This is a genomic window from Pseudoalteromonas mucoides, from assembly GCF_049257175.1.
In the GTDB taxonomy this organism is placed as follows: Bacteria; Pseudomonadota; Gammaproteobacteria; order Enterobacterales; family Alteromonadaceae; genus Pseudoalteromonas.
Genome location: NZ_JBMMUC010000005.1, coordinates 125129 through 147059, shown reverse-complemented (window position 1 = coordinate 147059; position 21931 = coordinate 125129). Strand labels below are relative to the sequence as shown.

The following is a 21931-nucleotide window of genomic DNA, read 5'->3' as shown; positions in this document are numbered from 1 at the left end:
AAACGGTCACATAAAATACTAGTGCCTATTGACAGAGTTAAGACTCATATGTGTTAGCAGCGTAATACTACTGGTAATTATTTGTTTGATTTTTTGGCAGAAGCCCAGAAAGCAACTGACATAGCAACACCAATACTAATACCAAAAGTGACACTGTTTAATGCAACGCCGAGACTTGCTCCCATAGCAACGCCCATTGCAATACTAAAAAGCATAGGACTCTTTGCTTTGCTAGATTTATTCTATTTACTCATAGTTATTCCTGAACCTGCTAATGAGTCTGTAGATTAACTCATTTTTTAATTTATTTTTATTGGTGCATAAACCATAGCCGAGTTGCTATTTTGATTCAATCGATAACTGACTTTCACGTAAAATATAAAAAGCGTGTTTTACATAGCTAATTAGCCCTCAAGTTAATCCTCATTTACTTCCCTTTGAGCAAAAAATTTAGTGAATTATTCACAAAGAGGCGCTGCGCTTTAGAATAATACAGGTTTTAGACCCAAAGGTATTCGCGTGCCTGTGTTTTCCTAATACCTAGTGCCTAGTCCCTCAAGGAAACAAAAAAGCGCGAGCTATACTCGCGCTTTAAAATAACCAAAACCTGAATTTTGTTTCAAACTTACAACTATTTGAGCTATTCCCCTTTCGCTTCGAGGTTTATAAACTCAGCTAGATCGTTTGGTTGACCCATTAAAGTAAATATCTGCTGGTTAATTTCGTCCATGGTTTGCCCCTCTGGTAGGCTCGCCGAGACAGTTAATGAACCTAAACCTTGAGTGAAGTTTTTAATAGCTGCGGCAAGCTCGTCGCTCACTGGGGCTTGCTGTATTTGTACATCAACCATTTGCTGCATTTGTTCAAGGGTCATACCTTGCTTTTCAAGCATTTGTTCAACAACCGCTTTAAATTCACCTTGGTTGTTTAAGTTTATTTTAATTGTTCGAGGTTCAACTTCAGCAAGTGCTTGCATCATCAAAGTTTGCTGCTGTAATTGTTGTTCTAATGTTAATTGTTGAGAGCCACTTGCTTGCTGTAATTTACTTACCGCTAATGACGCCTCCATTAGCGCTGTTGATTTGGCTAGGCCTAAATCTAAGTTAAAGGCAACAATGCCATTGGCATTAATGTTTAAAGTAATATCACTGTCGCCCGAATCAGCATCGTAATTCATTAAGGTGTGTAAGTCATAACTCGCACTTGCTAACTGATTATTAGCGTCAGCAGGTAATTGGGCAGTAAAGTCATCACTGAATTTAAAACCATTAACAGCCACCTCTGTGCGCGGGGCTATTTTTTCTGCATCATAACCGGCTACCAAAATACTGTTAATCTTTGCAATTACTTTTTCATCAAAGCCGGTGATACTAATATTTGAAAGCTCTACACTTTTTGAAAACACGCTAGCCGATAAATCTTCATAAGTGACTGTTGAGCCTGTTTGTTGGCTCAACATGGCAAGTTGGCGATCAACTTCCACTTTGACTTCTTGTGTAAGCACGTGATTAGCGTAACTAACACCGCCGATAGCAATAATTACAACACCTGCAATAATGGCCAGTTTTTTCATTTTATTTCCTTATTCAAATCTTTGCATTTAATTATCTTGGCTCAAGGGTAACATTGATAAACATAGCCAGTTAAGCGCTTTTACTGATCATTATTTAATTAATCAGACTAAGTAGTTCATGCACGGTTTTAACCGAAGTAATTTTAGCGCCTAGCCCTTCCATTGATTTATGGTAATTACGAAACGGAATAAATATCTCAGTAAAACCATGCTGTGCGGCTTCTTTCACTCGTGGCACTCCACTATCGATAGGTCGTACATCGCCATTTAAGCTTAATTCCCCCATAATACAGGTCGTGCGAGGCACGACAAATTCATTAAGACTACTAAGCAAAGCGGCTACTAATGCTAAATCAATACAGGTTTCGGTTTCATCGATCCTGAGGCCTCCGACAATATTAAAAAATGTATCGTGGAAAATTTTAGTTTTAGTGTGCTTTCGTAAAATACCAGTCAACATTTTAATACGATTCATATTTAAGCCAACGCAGACACGTTGTGGAAATTCAGCTTCTGTTTCGGTGGTTAGACATTGAATTTCGAGCAATAAGTTACGGTTACCTTTGCGAATACATGTAATGGCTGAACCAGGTGAGTCAGTGCTAGAGCCGGATAAAAATATTTCACTGGGGTTATCAACACTGAGCATGCCGCGTTCACACATTCTAAAAATACCCACAGTGTCAATATCACCAAAGCGATTTTTATTAGCACGCAAGGTGCGTATTTGCCCGTCATTGGTATCTATGTGCAGTAGCGCATCAACAATGTGTACTAAGGTTTGCGGCCCTGCTATTTCATTATTTTTGTTTACATGGGCAATAATGAACATAGTGACGTCATTTTGCTTACAGTATTGAGTAAGCGCTTGCGCGGCACTTTTAACTTGTGATGGGGAACCAGGGCTACCATTGGCTGTATCAGTTACAACGGCTTGAATTGAATCAATAACAGCAAACTTTATTTTATTGCTTTCAAGCTCTTCAATAATGGTTTCAACACTGGTTTCTGATAATAAGTACAGTTCGTCGGGGTTGTAATCTAGCTTTAAGCGGTTTACTCGGTTTTTAAACTGCGATAATGACTCTTCTGCCGTACAGTATAGTGACGGCATACGCTGAGACATTCTCGCGACTAAATCAGATAGTAATGTTGTTTTACCAGCTCCAGGGTCACCAGAAATTATATTAACCGACCCAGTTGTTACACCACCGCTTAAAACACGATCAAGCTCACCAATACCTGTAAGTTGTTTTTCAGCTTCCGTGGTAGCAACGTCGTTTATTTTTTTAGAGCCACCACCGATACCGCCGGCATAACCACCGACACTAGCACGTGAAGAAGCTTTTTTGTTTTGCCCAGCAGATGGCTTAAACTCAACCAATGTATTCCATGCACCGCAGCGGCATTGTCCTTGCCAACGCTGATAGTTCATGCCACATTCGCTACATACAAATTCTACTTTTGCCGCTTTCGCCATTTAAACCTTACCTATTTTCTCTAAATTAGTTTTGCTGTTATTTAAACTATTATTTTGCATTCAGCGCTTTTACATAGCAACATAACTTGCCAATCAGTTAAAGCAGCGCCACAATCTAAGTATCACGCTCCTATTTCCTACAAGGCACACTTTTTGCTTTATTTTTACTTTAGATATGGTTTAAAGTGATTAGCCATTTATTTGGCAAATTATAATAATAAAAACTAAAAAGTAGCTACCAAGTAACATTTTATATAATTATTTATGCACATATGCGCTAATTATAAAATAGCCTGTTACCTTTAACTGGTGTCAGTATACCTACTTTTAAAATAGACGGTGATGGTTTTATAGATGAGTGAAGACATACTTCTTAAATACGATGATTTAGTTGAAGAATTAAAATCGTATTTAGGTAACGCCAAATTTGACGGGATCTTTAAGGCAAAAACCGCCGGCTTAACTAAGCCTGAGCAGTTTTTACTTAAGATGGAGATGTCGCGCCTGTCACAGCCTATTGCTCGATTTATTGATTTGCGGGGCCAAGTGACTGGCCAAGTAAAACCTTATGAGTATGACGGTAAACAACACTTTATGGATGAAACCGCTATTTCTGTGTTTGAAAAGGCAATTCAACGACACGGAGGTTATACTCTTGCGGTTTATGAAGCGGTTATGAGTACCGATAACAACCATAAGATCATGCAAAAAAAAGCCGCCCAACTTGCTACCCAACCAGAATCAGTAGAACAGCAATTGCTAGATTGCCAAGTAATAAAGTTTGCCTCTTATGAAAGTCGTCGCGAAGAGCGAATGAACTACTCTATTAAAATTACAGTAGAACTAAAAGCAGGTAATAAAGTTGCCGCCACAACCTCTGATATTTCTCTTAGTGGTGCAAAAATAAAGCTGGCTCCGCGCTATAATGTCTCCCGAGGTCAGCTACTCAGCTTGAGGCTCGTAGGCCTTGAACAAGACTTTGAACTGGGCCTTAAAAATGGCATTCAATATGAGGTTGTTGCCGTTGAACGGATATCTGCTGAATTTAACCATGTTCGTTTAAAGCGCACATTCGTAGAAAACAACATTAAGTTTGATGAGTTTTTAGAAAGCTTTATTCATGGCAATAAGCGCCGTTACAAGGTTAACCTTGATAATACTTTAGATGCTGTTGTATCAAAAGGCTATGAACAGTATTACATTCCTCGCGTAACCTCACTTTATACATTTTTTAGCTTACAAGGCGAAAAGCTTTATCCAAGCTTAGTACTTACCACCGAAAATAATATTTTTATCCAACGTTATTTTTGTGATGAACGAAAGCTATCTTGTTTGTATACTATTTTGAATCAGCAACGCATAACTGCACTATTAAACGACCCTGCACAAGTTAAAGAAGACTACCTTTATACTTTTACTCATGTTGTTGCTGGCAAAGTTTATTATTATTCTGCAACCCGAAGCGAACTTGCAAGAGAACCTGAATTAAGGAATTTATTTTTTGGCTTTGGCAGTCAAAAAGAAAGCTGGCACTGCTTCAAAGTACAGTTAATGCCTAGTCACCCAGACGATTCATTTATTCCATTAAGCTTACCGAATACTGCCGGGAAAGATATTGAAAAACTCAATAAACCACCCTCGCCTCGTGTACAAGGTATGATTAAAAACGTTAAATATTTAGTGGTATTAACGTCAGTAGGAACTAAAGCAGAGCAAAGCCATTATCAAAGCTTTAAATACGATAAAAGCGTGGTAAATCAGCTTAAGCAATTTGGTCACGGCAAACATAAAACGCCACCAAAGCTTGAAATGGTTGATTTAGAGTACGTGAATTTACGTGCTCATAAACGTTATTTATATAAAACAGAGGTCATGATAAATGCGAGCGCAGAATACATTATAAAAGCTCACAGTCGTGATTTTTCTGTTATGGGCTTGCAAATAGAGTGCGAGAAAGCCACCGACCTGAATAAAGGCGATATAGTAGAGTTAAGCTTGCCTGAGCTGCAAAAAATCACCAAAAAACATCAGCTATCCCAATTAAAATATGAAGTAATGGCAGTGAGCAAATCACTCACTACAATTAATTTAAAAGCGGTACGTATTGCTGATACTCCACATATGGGTGTGACGTTTTTCACTCAGCTAATTGAAAATAATAAAGATAAATTAAAGGTTTCTGAAGAAGCACCAAAAGTACCTGGGCTCTCCACAGCATTGCGTAACATGGTTACAAAAACCGTATGCCAACTCCCTTTTTATCTACATAAAGAGGCTTCACACTTTGAAACAGGCGCAATAGGCCAAGGCTTATATCCAAATGCTATACACCGTATATTACAAAGTTTTGGCCTATTAAACAATAAAACCAGTTTAACCGCATTCTTATCTACCGATCAAATAACTGAAACTATCACTCCGTTGATTAAAGATCGTAGCCGACAAGATCCGCCTCTACCATTTACTTTATTTATTCGCTTTGATCCAAAAAAGGCAACAGTTGAAGAAGCTGTAAAAAGTCAGTGCACTGCAATTGATGATTTTACTCCTCATCACTTATTTTTGAAAAAAGGTCTCAGAAGCGAATTAGTGTTTGTAATGCGTTTATATATATCACGTACAGGTCGCCCTGATACTGATTATTTATCGAATGAACTAAAGTACGTTAGTCAATATGCGATGCATAAAGCAAAAGATTTAGAAGAAGCCTTATGGTCAGTTGCAGGGGTTGGCGATATGGTTGATGTAACAGAAGAAACACTTAGTCACTTAGATTTTAAAGCTGAACTGATTAATGAAATGACCTCACGTAAGCAAACATGGTTAAATCGCATAAGCTAACAATATCAATACGGTTAGCTTATGCTAATCCAAAGTTTGTTACTTAGGGATCGTCATTAAATACAGTAATTGCAATAATGAACCGTGGCATATAGCCGCTTGTGCTTGCTCAACGACTTTAGGTTTACCGTGAACAGCCACACCTAAACCCGCCCTCGCCATCATGGTTAAATCGTTTGCGCCGTCACCTATCGCAACTGTTTGCTGTTGTGTTAAGTTTAACTGCTCAGTTAAATTACCTAATACCAGTGCTTTTTGATTGGCATCTACAATTGTTCCAAGCACTCTTCCTGTGAGTTTATTATCTTTAAATTCGAGTATATTTGCGTGCACTTCATCTAAGTTGAGTAGCTTTTGAACTTGCTCAGCAAACGGTACAAAACCACCTGAAGCAATGGCTAAATACCAGTTATGTTGTTTCAGCACTTGGCATAATGCTGCAATGCCCGGCATTAACGGTAACGCATTTTTTAATTCGTCAATTAAGCTCTGCTCTATGCCTTCTAATTTTGCTACTCGCTGATGTAAGCTCTCGCTAAAATCCAGTTTACCCGCCATCGCTTGGGCTGTAACCGCAGCAACTTCGTCATACACATTTGCTAAACGTGCAATTTCGTCAATACATTCTATAGTAATGGCTGTTGAGTCCATATCCATAACTAATAAGCCTGGTTTTTCTAAATCAGGTGGTGTTTGCAATTGTACTAACTGGAAGCCTTTAGCATGGGCAAACTCATTTAAGCTCAATGGATTTAGTGCTTGATGTGTCTCATTACTGTAAAAGCAAATTGCAGGTGTTAAATCTGAAGAAGGTTGATAACGGCATATTGCATCAACAGCAATATTGTTCCCACGTAAAAACTCAATAATTGTCGCGATTTTTTCGCCATCAAAATCAGTATCAAAAGCAACGCTAAAAGTACCTTGAGGGTTTGTAGGTAACTGTGTTTGTACAAATTCAGCCTCGCTGAATTTAACCCATGTGCCTAATACTAACTGCGACGATATGTGCGTTGCTGAACATGCCGCAAGGCGTTCCAATGTCATGATGACTCCAAAATGAGACTAATGTCTCCCTGCTAATTTTACAGTAAATTCGCCATTGGCAGGGATTTAAGGTTATAGTTACCCTAGTTGTAACATCAAAAACAAAAGCTGTCAGCAGTGTAAGCAATGACTATGAAAAATAACCATATTAAAAATCCAATTTCAGCGTCCTTAAGGCAAAGACTTGTGCGCCTAAGCCTTGCTGCGGCCTGTTTTTTATTATTAACTTGGGTTGCTGTAAACAGTAGTTTTCAAAGCCACCAGCTACTTTACGATAATGCCGATAGCACAGCAAAAAGTTTAACCCGCTTTATGGCGCTTAATGCCCAGCGACCTTTACTTGAAAAAAATAAGCCTGCATTAAATGCGCTGTGTAACAATATAAGTAAAGATGAGTTTGTTCTAGCTGCTACGATATATGATCAACAAGGGGTACTAATTGCAAGTAGTGACAACTGGCAGCCACATCACTTACTGGGCAAACTCCCTCACTCAACACCGGGTATCAGTAAATTAAAAACCCCTTTTGTAGAACCTGTAATTAGTGCTGATGATCGCCCTATTGGCTTCGTCTCGATAACTTATTTAACTCGCTCGGCAATTTCACAAAGCCATAATCATTTTCATGACTTAGGCCGTCAAGTCTTACTCATGCTAGTGATCACGTGTATTTTCACTTGGCAACTAGGTCGCGGGTTAAAACGCTGGCAGGTGAGCCGTTATATGCAAAAAAGTGCCGAGCACGAATCATAAAGCTGTTGCTTAAGCACAAGTTTTTCTCGCTGATTAAGCAGCTTTAAATCACACAGCTCTTCGAACACTAGTGGCAATTGCAATGGAGTGTTAAGCTCGCCTTGATAGCCACTAAGCGGCATCGAAGGAGAATCTGTTTCAAGCAATAAGTGCTGTGCATCTAGCTGGGCAACAACGTGGCGAGTTTTTTGTGCTCGCTGATACGTGATGACTCCGCCAATACCTAGCTTAAATCCCTGCTTTATATAATAGTTTGCTTGTTGTAGTGAGCCTGAGAAAGCATGAATTACACCACCAAATTGAGGCTTACAGCGCTTAAATGACTGTGCGATTAAGTCATGACTTTGTCGATGATGCACAATCAAAGGTAGCTCAAGTTGATTAGCAAGCTCTATATGATGCTCAAATATTTTGATTTGTAATGGCAAGTTCGCAATACTGCGATCTATACCGCACTCGCCAATTGCAACAAGTAGCGAACGCTGCTGCTGGGCAAGTTCAGTTAATTGAACTAAATGCTCATCAACAAACTCACTCATAAAGTAAGGGTGCAAACCCACTGCAATGTGAACTGTGGGATTCTGTTGCTTGAACAAAGGTAGTGCCCGAGATTGTGCCAAGGTGATCCCCGGCACAATAAATTGATTAATCCCTTGCTGCTGACATTGCTTAATTAGTTGCTCACGCGAAGCATCAAATTCAGCAAAATCTAAGTGGCAGTGGGAATCAATAAACGCCATAGTCGCTTATGGGTTCAGTCGAGTAACTTGCCAGCTATTATCTGCTTGGCGTTGGTACATAAAGCGGTCATGTAGACGATGCGCACCACCTTGCCAAAACTCAATTTTAGTGGGAACGACACAATACCCGCCCCAAAAATCTGGAAGTGGAATTTCACCGTTAGAAAATTTATTCTTCATATTAGCAAAAGTTTCCATTAACACCTTACGTGACGAAACCGGGCGGCTTTGAGCTGAAGCCCATGCAGCTAATTGGCTTTCTTTTGGGCGTGATAAAAAGTATTTTGCAACGGCAGAGGTTGGTAGTGGCTTGGCTTCACCATATACAATTACTTGACGCTCCATATGGTGCCATGGAAAGTGCAGCGATATTTTGTTGTTCCCTTTAAGCTCTTGCGCTTTGCGCGAGCCTGTATTAGTGAAAAACACAAAGCCATTATCATCAAGATGTTTGAGTAACACAATGCGCTGTGAAGGCTGTCCTTCTTTATCAACCGTCGCCACCACCATTGCCGTTGGATCGGGCATTTGTGTTGCAACAGCATGCTCAAGCCAGCTTTCAAATTGTTTAAATGGGCAATCTAATAAATTATCTTCACTCAACGCGTCTTGTAAATATTCACGACGGATATCTTCAAGTTTCATAAAATTCCCTCTTGGTTCTAGGTTCTAGGTTCTAGGTTCTAGGTTCTAGGTTCTAGGTTCTAGGTTCTAGGTTCTAGGTTCTAGGTTCTAGGTTCTAGGTTCTAGGTTCTAGGTTCTAGGTTCTAGGTTCTAGGTTAATCAAAGTAGACAACCATCAAGGCAGTCAAGCAAGTGTAAGGCGTATGATTATATTAACTTTGTTGGGTTTCGTTGCACTCAACCCAACCTACAACAAGGCGGAGTGCTTTTTTATGCCAAGGAACATACGTTTTGTATGTGACTTAGGCTAAAAAAGCACGACAACGCAGTAAAAGCGAACTACACGCAGTAGACGATGGTTACATTTGCTCCATGACTTCGATGCCTAACAGATCTAAGCCTGTGCGCAATGTATCTGCCACTAAATTACATAACACTAAACGGCTGTCACGTACGCTAGGCTCTACGCCTTCTTTAAGCACTGGACAAGCTTCATAGAATGTCATGTATAAACTTGCTAGCTCATATAAGTAACTACACAATACGTGTGGTGTTGCTTCATTGATCATCTGATCAAGTACTTCTTCTAACTGGAGCAGTTTAAGGGCTAGCGCTTTTTCTTGTGGCTCTGCGATTGCAACACTGGCATTTAAGCTGGTTGCATCAACACCTGACTTACGGAATATGCTGCGTACACGGGTATAGGCATATTGTAGGTACGGTGCAGTTGCGCCTTCAAAGCTGAGCATGGTATCCCAGTTGAAGATATAATCGCTGGTGCGGTTTTTAGATAAGTCAGCGTATTTAACTGCACCAATACCTACTTTACGAGCTATTTCGCTACGTTCTTGTTCACTTAAATCTGAGGTGCGCTCAGCTAATTTTGCACTAGCACGGGCAATTGATTCTTCAAGTAAATCAGCTAGTTTCACAGTGCCACCGGTGCGTGTTTTAAATGGCTTACCGTCTTCCCCCATCATGGTGCCGAATGGGCAAAACTCATAACTGGTTTCATCACGCAGTAAGCCTGCTTTACGGGCCGTTAGCTCTACTTGATTAAAGTGTAGGCTCTGGCGTGCATCAACAAAAATTAAGATACGCTGCGCGCCTAATTTGTTTGAGCGATAGTCACATGCGGCTAAATCGGTTGTTGCGTATAGGAAACCGCCACCAGATTTTTGCACGATAAACGCTGATGGTTCGCCATCTTTATTAGCAAGCTCATCTAAAAATACAACTTGTGCGCCTTGCGACTCAACAGCAATTTCTTTATTTTTCAACAACGCAATAATATCGTTTAGCTCTGCGTTATAGGCACTTTCAGCCATGATGTCATCGGCTGTAAGCGTTACATTTAAGCGTTTGTATACTTCTTCAGAGTGCTTAACTGACGTTGCAATAAACAGCTTCCACAGTTTTTCACAATGTGCATCGCCACCTTGTAGTTTAACTACATAATTACGGGCTTTATCGGCAAATCCTTCTTCATCGTCAAAACGCTTTTTCGCGTCACGGTAAAAAGTCTCTAAATCAGCAAGTGCTACGCTATCTAAGTCAACACCTTGGTTTATTTGATCTTCAAGGTGCGCAATCAACATACCAAATTGCGTGCCCCAATCACCCATGTGATTTTGACGAATGACCTTATCACCACGAAATTCAAGCGCACGTACTACAGAGTCACCAATAATCGTTGAACGTAAATGGCCCACATGCATTTCTTTAGCCAAGTTTGGTGATGAGTAATCAACCACAACTGTTTGCGGCTTTGCATGCTCTGCAACAGCTAGTTTTGCATCTTGATTGGCCGCTTCAACACTGTGTGCTAAAAACTCAGGTTTTAAATGGATATTAATAAAACCAGGACCTGCAATTTCTGTTTTATCGGCGATATCACTAACATCTAAATTATCAATAATTTTTTGTGCAAGCTCACGAGGGTTGCTTTTCATTTTTTTCGCAGCGCCCATCGCACCATTAATTTGGTAATCACCAAACTGTGGACGTGTGCTTTGTGTTACTGCAGGGTTAGTATCAGCCGGTAAGCCTGCGGCTGTCATCGCTGCAATTGCTTTATCAATTAGAAACGTACGAATATTCATGTAATTTGTTACCTTTATCAGCCCGCACTTGCAGGCTTTAATTAAATTTTTGTCTAGTTTTCACGTGTGTGGTTAAACGTCACTTCTGGGTAACGCTCAATTGATAAATTAAGATTTACACGGCTAGGAGCTATGTAGGTTAAGTTATCACCGCCATCTAAGGCTAAATTGCTTTCACACTTACGTTTAAAATCTTCAAACTTTTTAACGTCAGTCGAACTTACCCAGCGAGCGGTATTTACATTTACGCTTTCATAAATCGCATCTACGTTATATTCAGCTTTTAAGCGCGCTACAACTACATCAAACTGCAACACACCCACAGCACCTACAATAAGGTCGTTATTAATAAGCGGTCTAAATACTTGCACTGCACCTTCTTCAGATAGCTGTACCAAGCCTTTTAATAACTGTTTTTGTTTGAGTGGATCGCGTAAACGAATACGGCGGAATAGCTCAGGGGCAAAGTTTGGAATACCACTAAATTTAAGCTTTTCACCTTGCGTGAACGTATCACCAATTTGAATCGTGCCATGGTTGTGTAAACCAATAATATCACCGGCGTAAGCGTCGGCTGCACGCTCACGGTCACCCGCCATAAAGGTCACTGCATCAGAAATACTAACTTGTTTACCAATACGTACGTGGTTCATTTTCATGCCCTGGCTGTATTTACCCGATACAATACGCATAAAGGCAATACGGTCACGGTGCTTAGGGTCCATATTAGCTTGAATTTTAAATACAAAGCCTGAAAAGTTGTCTTCGTCAGCAACCACTTGGCGGTCTTCTGTTTCACGCGGTAATGGCGTTGGTGCCCACTCGGTTAGGCCATCTAATACATGATCAACACCAAAGTTACCAAGTGCTGTACCAAAATACACTGGCGATAACTCGCCCGCTAAAAACAGGTCTAAGTCAAATTCATGTGATGCACCAATTACCAGCTCAAGCTCTTCACGCAATTGCTCAGCAAGCTCGCCACCAATGGCTTCATCTAACTCTGGGTTATCTAGGCCTTTAATGCTACGAACTTCTTGAATTGTATGACCTTGGCCTGTTTTGTATAAAATAGTTTCTTCGCGGTGAATATGGTAAATACCTTTAAATTCTTTACCACAACCAATAGGCCACGTGATGGGTGCACAGGCAATATTAAGCTCTGTTTCTACTTCATCTAATAATTCCATCGGGTCGCGTATATCACGGTCACACTTATTCATAAAAGTAACGATTGGCGTAGTACGTAAACGCGTTACTTCCATCAACTTACGAGTACGGTCCTCTACACCTTTTGCAGCGTCGATAACCATCAGACATGAATCCACGGCAGTAAGTGTACGATAAGTATCTTCTGAGAAGTCTTCGTGCCCTGGAGTATCAAGTAAGTTAACTAAGCGCTCATTATATGGAAATTGCATTACAGAGGTGGTGACTGAGATACCACGCTCTTTTTCCATGTCCATCCAGTCAGATTTAGCATGCTGGTTAGAGCCGCGGCCTTTTACCGTGCCGGCTTTTTGAATTGCCTGTCCGAATAAAAGTACTTTTTCAGTAATGGTGGTTTTACCCGCATCCGGGTGAGAAATGATCGCAAAGGTGCGTCGTTTATTAATTTCACTAGATAAATTAGACATGTAAGCCGCTTTAAGTCATAACAAGGCACAGCTAAAACAACCCAAGTAAAGGCTATTTTGAGGCATTGTAAATATAAAATAGAATTGCCGACATTATACCTTGTTTGTTCTAGCCAAAAAAGCAGCGATTGTAAGTAATTAACCGCTTGCTAAGTTTCATACAATTCAAACTCTCTGCGGCTAATTTTTCACAGCAAAAAATAAATACCAGCCAAATAAGAACCTGTTAATTAGACTACGAAAAATATGAAATATCTCAACTGAAAGGGTTAGCAATTAATAATCTAAAACAAGATATATTACGTCTTGGTGCTAGCGCATATTTAGTCGAACAATGTCATGATTACAACAATAACAGCAATGAATGCGATAAAGGGCAAAGGTGTGTAGGCCAAGCATATGATAATTAATAACCTGATAAAAAGCCGAGCATATGAGCTCGGCTATATTTAACACATTAATAATTTAAGCGCTTGGGTATTCGCGATAAGCGCGCTCAATATTTTTTGCCTGCTTTTTAGAAATGCCTAGATGAGCTAATGCAACACGTAAACGAGCACGTGATAAGTCAGAACCTAAAATCTCCATTGCATCAAGTACTGAAGTTGAAGATGTTTTGCCAGTGATAGCCACAAAGATTGGCTCCAAAAAGTCTTTAATCTTTAACTCATGGAAGCTCGAAACTTCTTTAGCAATAGCAAATATTTCAGGTTTTTCCCAGCTACGTAGCCCTTCAAGTTGCCAAATAAAGAACTGTAACGCTTGGCGAATAACATTTTCATCCGCTTTACCAGCAGTTAATAATGCAGGGTCGTACTGTGGGATACCACCCACAAAGTGACCTGCAAGATCAACCATATCTGAGAGTGTGTTGATACGTGTTTTCGCTTCAGGTAACACCTTAGCAAGCATGTCGCCGTTAAACTTCCAATCGACAAAGCGTTGAATAAGCTCTGCATCTGTTAGGTTTTCACGGATCCACATACCGTTTAACCAGCTTAGTTTATCTACATCAAATACCGGACCACCCAGTGATACGCGCTTCATGTCAAAGTGTTCAATCATTTCATCAAGAGTGAACTTTTCACGCTCATCTGGCATTGACCACCCCATGCGACCTAAGTAGTTTAGTACCGCTTCAGGTAAGTAACCCATTTCTTTATAGTAATTAATTGAGGTTGGGTTTTTACGCTTTGATAACTTTGATTTATCTGGGTTACGCAACAATGGTAAGTGACCCAGTACTGGTGCTTCCCAGCCAAAGTCTTCGTATAGTTTTAATAACTTAGGCGCTGAGTTTATCCACTCTTCACCACGGAAAATATGACTAATTTGCATGTGGTGATCATCAACCACGTTAGCTAAAAAGTACGTTGGGAAGCCATCTGCTTTTAACAGCACTTGCATATCCACGTTTTCCCACGGGATTTCTATTTCACCACGTAAGTAATCGTTAAATTTAAATGTACCCTCTGACGGAATATTCATGCGAATAACATACGGCTTACCAGCAGCTAAGTTCGCTTTAATTTCTTCTTCCGTTAGCTTTAAACCACGACCATCGTACTTTGGACGCAAGCCTTCTGCCATTTGTTCTTCACGCATTTGGTCAAGCTCTTCACTGGTCGCAAAACAGTAAAATGCTTTACCCTCATCAACTAACTGATGTGCAAACTTTTTGTATAAATCGCTGCGCTCAGATTGACGATAAGGGCCAAACTCGCCACCGACATCAGGACCGTGATCCCACTCAAGTCCTAACCAACGCAAGCTATCCATAATCGCTTGTTCTGATTCTGGCGTGCTACGAACTTGATCTGTGTCTTCTATACGAAGTACAAATTCACCACCTTGCTGTTTAGCAAAACAATAGTTAAATAAGGCGATATAAGCAGTGCCAAGATGCGGGTCACCAGTTGGTGACGGAGCAACACGAGTACGGATTGTCATGAGTATATTCTCTTTAAAAAAAGGACTATAAAAGTTGCCCAAATGCTAGCATAGCATGGGCAATTTTCGAAGTGGTTGCGCGCTTTATGCAGCGACTTTATCTAAATAAGCAATGATATCGTTTGATTCATATAACCAAGTAACTTGTTCATCTTGCTCGATACGTAAACAAGGCACTTTAATTTTACCGCCTTGTTCTAGTAGCTCTTGTCGGTATTGCTGATTATTTTTCGCATCACGTGTTTCTACCTTTAAGCCTTCTCGCTTAATCGCACGACGAACTTTGACACAAAAAGGGCAGGCTTTAAATTGATAAAGCTTAAAGTGACTAGTTGTTTGATCAAGCGTGGCTTGCTCTGCCACAGGGCGTTTTTTACTACGTGGGGTAAAAATAAAATCAAAGAATAAGATTAAACTACCTAAAAGCCAACGAACTAATTTCATTTTATCACCCTACTTAACAACAAATTTGAGGGCACGGATTTTAGCATAACAGCTAATAAAATAGCATCAAAAAAGCTCAATACCGTCGTTAACAACGTCGGGTTCTTGTGCAATCTCCAACTCAGTATAAGCGGTTACTTGGTTGCGGCCATTATTTTTCGAGTAATACAACGCAAGATCAGCTTTATGAACTAATACCGACACCATATCTACTTCACTCAGCGCTAAAAATCCAGCGCTAATAGTTAAGTTATTTATTTGTGGAAATGGGTATTCAGCGACATTACAACGTACCCGATCAAGTATATTTAGTGCCTCATGCTCATCACTCGCTTGAAACAACACCGCAAACTCTTCGCCGCCATACCTAAATATAATATCATCAATTCTAAAACTATCTTTTAACAACCGAGCAACGAGTAAAATAACTTCATCACCAATAACATGGCCAAAGTTATCATTTACATGCTTAAAGTGATCAATATCCAACAGAGCTAAAAACCAATAAGACAGCTCCGCAGACGCCCCAGAAGAAGTGATAAATGTGTCACCAGAGATAATCTCTATGACTTTTTTATCAAACGTTTGGCGATTTAAAAGTTCCGTGAGAGGGTCTAACCGGGAGCGATGAATTAATGCCAATTGGTTGGCATAAACGTTAAGCACATGTACGGCAAGCATAAAGCTTCTTTCGGGTAGTTCATGTTCCGATTCAACAAGTAAAACGCCAATGACTTCACCTAAGTAATACGCTGGAATATAACTAGTGTAATGACCGGAGCCACTGCTGATACATACTTTATTTTTTGCCACTTTATTTAAAATGGTCGTAAGTTCTTGACTATCTAATCGCTCCAACAGTGAATCTTGATTGACTAACACCACTGAGCCATCACTGCCAGAGTATTTATTAACATACAATGAAAACTTTTCAATATCAGGAAGTTCATGAATTGCAGACAAAAGAGCCCTATCTAAATCAGGCTCTTCTTCTTGCTGTGTAATTGACACAATCCACTCATGCCCGCACGAGTTAGTCATCTAAACTAAACCTAAACAATACATTTAGCTAAGTTTAGGTCAGCATTTTACTTTTACTAAATTATCGAAGCTAAAATGCTAAAAAAGTACCAAGTCATCACGATGAATAACCTCAGCACCATAATCAAAATTCAGTAAATTAATAATTTCTGATGAGTGACAGCCTTTAATTTTATCGACTTCAAGACTATTAAAACGAACGACCCCACGCGCAACAAGCTGAAAATTAAGATCAACCAAGTCGATTAAATCACCTCGATAAAACTCACCTTTCGCTGCACGGATCCCCTTAGCTAGTAAGCTCGCACCTTGGCGTTTAATTGCTGTAGTTGCACCATCATCAATAACTATTTGACCATTACTTTTTGGACCAGCAAGTAGCCATTTTTTTCGGCCATCTCGTGGTGCTGCTAATTTTAAAAAGCGAGTGCCTGGTAATTGCTCGCTCATACAATTTAAAATAACATTTTTACCTGCACCTTTGGCAATAACCACTTCAACACCTGCTCGGCGTGCTATATCAGCTGCTTGCAGCTTAGTTGCCATACCGCCCGTGCCTAAACTTGTCCCACTGCCACCAGCCAATTGGCGTAGTTCATCATCAATATGACTCACCTGCTCTATAAGCTGTGCGTTAGCATCCTTACGAGGGTCGCTGGTGAATAGGCCTTCTTGATCGGTTAATAGCAGTAACTTGTCAGCATTGGCCAAAATAGCGACAAGTGACGATAAGTTATCGTTATCTCCCACTTTTATTTCACTGGTCGCAACGGCATCGTTTTCGTTAATAATTGGCACAACATCATGGTTGAGTAAAGCCGTTAATGTGTCTCGGGCATTCAGATAACGATCGCGGTCTTCTAAATCAGCACGAGTTAATAACATTTGCCCGACATTAATGCCAAATAATGCAAATAAGCTTTGCCAAATATGGATCAGCTGCCCCTGACCGATAGCTGCTAGCATTTGCTTATCAATAACAGAGCGACCACAAGGTTTAGTGAGTTGTTCACGACCTGCCGCTACAGCCCCACTTGAAACCATAACCACTTGGTGCCCTTGCTTTTTCAGTTCGCTACATTGTCGAACCAACTCAACCATGTGTGCTTTGTCGAGTTTATCTGTGCCACCGGTGAGAACACTTGTTCCCAGCTTTACAACTACTATCTGCGCCCTTTGCATCGTGTTTTCTACAAAAAAAATGAAGAATTTATTTATACCAGTTATGGCTTTTTGAACAAGTTAAAAATATTCAATATCACTATTAACATGCTAGTATCGCTGTTTATTTCAAGCCAAATACACAGCAAGTTAAAAAGCGACGACCATGCCAGCCAGTTTATGTTTAATTATCGCCACCTTTTTATGGGGCAGCTCATTTATTGCACTAAAATATGCGATAGCCATTTACGATCCCGCCTTAGTGATTTTTTTACGTATGTTAACAACGCTAATGCTGGCACTGTGCTTATGGCGTTATGTTATTCGCTTTGAATACCGCTCTGGTGATTGGAAGTACTTGTTGGGTATGTCGTTGGCTGAACCTTGTTTGTACTTTTTATTTGAAGGTCACGCAATGGAGTATACATCAGCGTCGCAGGCCGGTGTTATTGTGTCATGCTTACCGATTATAGTGGCTTTTTTAGCGTTTTTTATGCTTAAAGAATACATCAGTAAAGCCATTGTTATTGGTTTTACATTTTGCATTGGTGGCAGTATTTTATTGACCTTACTTTCTCCCACTTCAGAGCAAGCTCCTAATCCACTGTTAGGCAACTTTTTAGAGCTTATGGCAATGGTCTGTGCAGCGTTTTATACTGTGGCGGTAAAGCATTTAGCCGCGCGCTATTCACCTTTAACGCTCATTGCTTTACAAGGTTTTAGCGGCAGTTTGTTTTTTGCACCCTTTTTATTATTCATTGATTTACCTAGTGAAAACCAACACGATTTAACCGCTCTATTAAGTATTTTATATCTTGGTTCGTGTGTGACTTTAGGCGGCTATGGCATGTATAACTACGCCATAAGTAAAGTATCAGTGCTAACGGCAGCGGCCTATTCTAATTTAATTCCTATTTTCACATTAATTTTATCCGCCATCATTTTAGGTGAAGTACTTACATTGGGACAGTGGCTTAGCATTGCTGTAGTTTTTATTGGGGTAATGGTAAGCCAACGCCATCAAGAGTTGGTGGTCGATGTTGATGACGAGACTTTATCCGCTGATACGAGTAACCTTAAATCAGTGCCTGAAGCTAATGAATCAAAAGGGTAGCAGGTTAATAAGTATAAACCACTGCGCTGTAAAAATGCATGCTGAGATTGATGAATGACTTCTATCCCGCGCACTTGGTACTTCACAATACTCCCGCTTTGAGTTTGTAAGCTAAATTGTTCGCCCACTTTAACTTTTTGTAAAAAGGCAAAGTGGGTATCGTTATGCCCTGCAATTAAGGCACCGTGTTCAGAGCTAAGTTCTCCACTTGGTAAATAGTGGCTTGGCGCAAAGGCTAAATTGCGGCCACTTGCGCCAGCCAATATCGATAACGTTTTGCCTTGGCTTGGCCAATTAAGCTGTGCTGTGACATAGCTATCAGCGTAGAACCAAGGTTTTACCTGTTCATTGGGTGTAAGTAACGCTTGTTGCCATGCTTGCTCAATCAAGTACTGAGCAAGCCATGCCTTTGCTTGTATATAACTGCCATGCGAGAACAAACCAACACCTAACACCAGGATGAAAACACTAAACCAGAATTTCATTTTTTGACTCTTAAAAAAACAAACCCAGTGAGTAAAATGCAACCCAATAACATGTGTAATCTACTTTGCCCATCAGTTTGCGGCAATCGCATGGTGAGTCCTTGCACTGGTTGATTTGCCACTTGTACTTCGTGTTCTGCAGGTGTGTTTATTGCTGTTTGCTCAATCGCGACAAATGCAGTAAACGGGCTTAGTAATTGATGCTCTAAAGCTAGGTTTTGAACTTGCTCTTTTACTATTTGCTTATCGTTATAAAGTAATAACGATTTAATTTTTTGCCGTGCCCATAATCGACTTATGCCCACTGCATTTTGACCTTGCTGTGCATTAAGCTTTAAATTAAGTGGTCCTTGAGCTGTTTGACCAAGTAGACTTACTTTGTCATTGCTTGTTAGCTTAATCGCCACCATAACTGGCTCTGAAAAATATAAATCAGGTAACGGTGATGGCCAATACTCAAGCTGTTTATCATTACTTTGCAAAGTTAACTGAGTGATTGCAGGGTGAGCCAGTTTATTAAATAGCTGCTGCATTTTCGGTTGTACGTCATGTGTACTACCAATAAAAGTAAATGTTCCTCGACCCACATCAGCAGCACGTCGCATAAAGTAACTATTTGGTGCACTGCCTATCCCTACTGTAAATAAACGCGTATCACCCAGCTGCATACGAATATGTGTAAATAGTTCAGCTTCGTTACCGACACTGCCATCCGTTAAAAATACCACTTGGCGCACAAAACCATCTTGCTCACTGTTATCAAGCACCGCATCTAACGCACCAGCAATATTAGTACCGCCATCAGCTTGTAGGTTGTAAACAAAGCGCTTGGCTCGGCGCAGATTAAAATCATTGGCTGCAACCGAATACTCACTCATAGGTGCTACTTGGTCGTCAAACCCGATGATATTAAAGCTATCGTTTGCATCAAGTAAGGATAATGCATAGTACAACGCACTTTTTGCCTGCTCCATAGATTGACCATGCATTGAGCCCGAAGTATCAATAACAAAGACCATTTCACGCGGCAGTCTTTGTGTTTGGGTAAAGTGATCATCCGGCGGCATCAGCATTAATAAACCGTAACGCTCACCATTTTCCAACTGCTCAGTAAAATACGCAGCTTGCGCTTGCTCTTTTTGCAGTGGTTTAAACTCCAGTAAAAAGTCGCGGTTAACAGCGTTGCCTTCATCAAGTGCAATTTGATAATGTCCAAACTGTGGATTGGTTACTGCAATTTGGTGATATTTAGATTCAATATCAACCAATTCCAATCCAACATCGATATTAATAGTTAAGCTAAATTTTCCACGTTCAGAAGCTGACTCAATTGATTTTTGATAAATAGGACTGAGCCAACCATTAGGAACTAACGGTGTGTTAATCGCATTATTATCCTCTAAGTTTGTAGCTGATAATTCGCCATTAAATGGATGATAACGCGGTGTTATCGTTGTCGGAAAGCGAAGCGCAAAAGTACCACTGCGATAATCAATCACTTCTTGATACTCAAGCTCGATAATAACGGTTTCCCCTGGGTTTATATTGGCTACATTTGTAGTGAACATATTTGCCCGTTGCTGCCTGACGATAGCAGCTTGCTTACCTGCTTTTTTAGCTTGTTGAAAACGCTGCTCTGCTTGCTCTTTTTTGTCTATCTGGCCTTTAATGATACGCTCGCCAATGCGCATAGTCATTGCATGTACCGCACTTTCATCAGGCAGTGGAAATACATAACGCGCATTCACTGCAAACGGGTTTTCGTTGCGGTAATGCTGAGTCACAATAACGTGGTTTATCAAACCAGTTACCGTCATTTTTGCATCACTTTGCAATATAATACCCGGCGTTACTGGCGCTCCCTGACTGTCATACATTTTAAGTTCAGGTGAAGGTGAAGCTGCTGCCACAGTGACACTACAAGCACCGAACATAATGAGAATAAAAAGGCTTACCCACGCCTTAAAATGAACACGGGTAAGCACTTTGCTTGGTTTACTCAACATAAAATCACTCCCTTGATGGGTGAGGTTATTAGCGCTAAATTAGTTACTCGCAGTTTGAGAGTGATTGCTTGGGCGAGTCGTTAGGGTTACGCGACGATCAAATACGTTATCTTCATAACTATCGCTATCTGCAACTGTTTGTTGTTCACCAAAGGCGTTCGCCGTTAAGCGGGTATGACTAATGCCTTGTTTAATTAAATAGCTTTGCACAGCAGATACTCGCTGTTTTGACAAGGTTAAGTTAGCAAGTTCATCGCCTCGTTGATCAGCAAAGCCATTTAAGTCTAATTGCAATTCAGGTTGGCTTTGTAACAAGCTAACGAGTTGATCAAGCTGACTGGCAAAATGTGGGGCTATTTCACTTGATCCGGTTTTAAATTGAATGGTCATCGCCATTAAGTTATTCATTTGTGCCAGCGCCAAACGTTCATTATTTTGCTCAAGGTGATCAAGTTGTTCGCTTAACTGCGCATTCTGGGAAAGTACATGCTGGTAATCATCGGTTTTATCTTGCATAACAATAAGCGCACGTTGTTGCTCTGCAATTTTATCTTCGGCAACTTCTTTGTCGCCAATTAAACCACCAGCAAAAGCACCAACAAATGCACCAACTGGGCCGCCGACGATACCGCCTAAAATAGCCCCTGTACTAAGGCCTATAAGTGTTTCTTGGTGAGTTTCTTTTTTCTCTTCATTACTTGCATGAGCAAAGTTAGGCGCTGCGAATAAAGTTGCGATAGTGCATGCGATAATAAGTTTTTTCATGATTTATTCCTTTGTACTTAATTGTTTATTCATTTGTTCAGCAAACGTTGGTTGGCGTCTGCTGTAATTGGGATGGTGTTATTAAAACAACTGCAAGTGGCAACAAAGGGGAGCAAAAAAGGCAAACTGCTGAGCAATTGTGGCAAAAAAATGGCAATTGCCTTTTTG

General features: G+C 40.3%; 18 protein-coding genes. 3 read left to right on the top strand and 15 right to left on the bottom strand.

The window, feature by feature from the left end; all coding sequences use genetic code 11:
• Nucleotides 1-77: 77 nt before the first annotated feature.
• The 3 genes from AAEU30_RS07535 to radA all read right to left on the bottom strand — a co-directional run bounded on the left by AAEU30_RS07535 (nt 78) and on the right by radA (nt 3053).
• Entirely contained in the window at nt 78-215 is a 138-nt protein-coding gene (locus AAEU30_RS07535; protein ID WP_421959992.1) for a glycine zipper domain-containing protein, read from the bottom strand.
• Between the two features lie 425 nt (nt 216-640).
• Entirely contained in the window at nt 641-1573 is a 933-nt protein-coding gene (locus AAEU30_RS07530) for an aq_1923 C-terminal domain (RefSeq protein ID WP_421959991.1), read from the bottom strand.
• A 94-nt stretch (nt 1574-1667) separates the two neighbouring features.
• Nucleotides 1668-3053, bottom strand: a complete 1386-nt coding sequence (gene radA, locus AAEU30_RS07525) for a DNA repair protein RadA (protein WP_421959990.1) — start codon at nt 3051-3053, stop codon at nt 1668-1670.
• 354 nt (nt 3054-3407) lie between these two features.
• Between radA and AAEU30_RS07520 the strand changes: the two genes are divergently transcribed.
• Entirely contained in the window at nt 3408-5894 is a 2487-nt protein-coding gene (locus tag AAEU30_RS07520) for a PilZ domain-containing protein (protein ID WP_421959989.1), read from the top strand.
• A 39-nt stretch (nt 5895-5933) separates the two neighbouring features.
• On the opposite strand, the gene serB is transcribed toward AAEU30_RS07520, so the two are convergent.
• Nucleotides 5934-6941 carry a phosphoserine phosphatase SerB gene (serB, locus tag AAEU30_RS07515; RefSeq protein ID WP_421959988.1) on the bottom strand — a complete coding sequence of 336 codons (1008 nt, stop codon included), beginning with the start codon at nt 6939-6941 and terminating at the stop codon, nt 5934-5936.
• 132 nt (nt 6942-7073) lie between these two features.
• Between serB and AAEU30_RS07510 the strand changes: the two genes are divergently transcribed.
• Entirely contained in the window at nt 7074-7694 is a 621-nt protein-coding gene (locus AAEU30_RS07510; RefSeq protein ID WP_421959987.1) for an AhpA/YtjB family protein, read from the top strand.
• Here the strand turns inward: AAEU30_RS07510 and AAEU30_RS07505 are convergent.
• The 8 genes from AAEU30_RS07505 to proB all read right to left on the bottom strand — a co-directional run bounded on the left by AAEU30_RS07505 (nt 7661) and on the right by proB (nt 17414).
• Nucleotides 7661-8434 (bottom strand): TatD family hydrolase, encoded by a 774-nt coding sequence (locus AAEU30_RS07505; RefSeq protein ID WP_421959986.1) that lies wholly within the window; start codon nt 8432-8434, stop codon nt 7661-7663. The genes AAEU30_RS07510 and AAEU30_RS07505 overlap by 34 nt on opposite strands.
• A 6-nt stretch (nt 8435-8440) precedes the next feature.
• On the bottom strand, nt 8441-9079 hold the full coding sequence (gene pdxH, locus AAEU30_RS07500) for a pyridoxamine 5'-phosphate oxidase (protein WP_421959985.1): 639 nt from the start codon (nt 9077-9079) through the stop codon (nt 8441-8443).
• A 338-nt stretch (nt 9080-9417) separates the two neighbouring features.
• Nucleotides 9418-11160, bottom strand: coding sequence for an arginine--tRNA ligase (argS, locus tag AAEU30_RS07495; protein WP_421959984.1), 1743 nt, complete (start codon nt 11158-11160; stop codon nt 9418-9420).
• 53 nt (nt 11161-11213) lie between these two features.
• Nucleotides 11214-12797 (bottom strand): peptide chain release factor 3, encoded by a 1584-nt coding sequence (prfC, locus tag AAEU30_RS07490; RefSeq protein WP_421959983.1) that lies wholly within the window; start codon nt 12795-12797, stop codon nt 11214-11216.
• A 465-nt stretch (nt 12798-13262) separates the two neighbouring features.
• Entirely contained in the window at nt 13263-14747 is a 1485-nt protein-coding gene (gene gltX, locus AAEU30_RS07485) for a glutamate--tRNA ligase (protein ID WP_421959982.1), read from the bottom strand.
• A gap of 84 nt (nt 14748-14831) precedes the next feature.
• Nucleotides 14832-15191 carry a glutaredoxin family protein gene (locus tag AAEU30_RS07480; RefSeq protein WP_421959981.1) on the bottom strand — a complete coding sequence of 120 codons (360 nt, stop codon included), beginning with the start codon at nt 15189-15191 and terminating at the stop codon, nt 14832-14834.
• 66 nt (nt 15192-15257) lie between these two features.
• The gene (locus tag AAEU30_RS07475; protein WP_421959980.1) at nt 15258-16232 is read right to left on the bottom strand and encodes a GGDEF domain-containing protein; all 975 of its coding nucleotides are present in this window, start codon (nt 16230-16232) and stop codon (nt 15258-15260) included.
• A 78-nt stretch (nt 16233-16310) separates the two neighbouring features.
• On the bottom strand, nt 16311-17414 hold the full coding sequence (gene proB / locus AAEU30_RS07470; RefSeq protein WP_421959979.1) for a glutamate 5-kinase: 1104 nt from the start codon (nt 17412-17414) through the stop codon (nt 16311-16313).
• 145 nt (nt 17415-17559) lie between these two features.
• On the opposite strand from proB, the gene AAEU30_RS07465 reads away from it, so the two are divergent.
• Complete coding sequence (locus tag AAEU30_RS07465; protein ID WP_421959978.1) at nt 17560-18507, top strand: DMT family transporter; 948 nt, start codon at nt 17560-17562, stop codon at nt 18505-18507.
• Here the strand turns inward: AAEU30_RS07465 and AAEU30_RS07460 are convergent.
• From AAEU30_RS07460 to pdsO, 3 genes are read right to left on the bottom strand one after another with little or no spacing between them, the layout of a single operon-like run.
• Nucleotides 18414-18992 (bottom strand): class GN sortase, encoded by a 579-nt coding sequence (locus tag AAEU30_RS07460; protein WP_421959977.1) that lies wholly within the window; start codon nt 18990-18992, stop codon nt 18414-18416. The two genes, AAEU30_RS07465 and AAEU30_RS07460, sit on opposite strands and share 94 nt — an antisense overlap.
• The gene (locus tag AAEU30_RS07455; protein WP_421959976.1) at nt 18989-20998 is read right to left on the bottom strand and encodes a marine proteobacterial sortase target protein; all 2010 of its coding nucleotides are present in this window, start codon (nt 20996-20998) and stop codon (nt 18989-18991) included. The genes AAEU30_RS07460 and AAEU30_RS07455 overlap by 4 nt, the downstream gene beginning before the upstream one ends.
• A 39-nt stretch (nt 20999-21037) precedes the next feature.
• Entirely contained in the window at nt 21038-21763 is a 726-nt protein-coding gene (gene pdsO / locus AAEU30_RS07450) for a sortase-associated OmpA-like protein PdsO (protein ID WP_421959975.1), read from the bottom strand.
• Nucleotides 21764-21931: the final 168 nt, after the last annotated feature.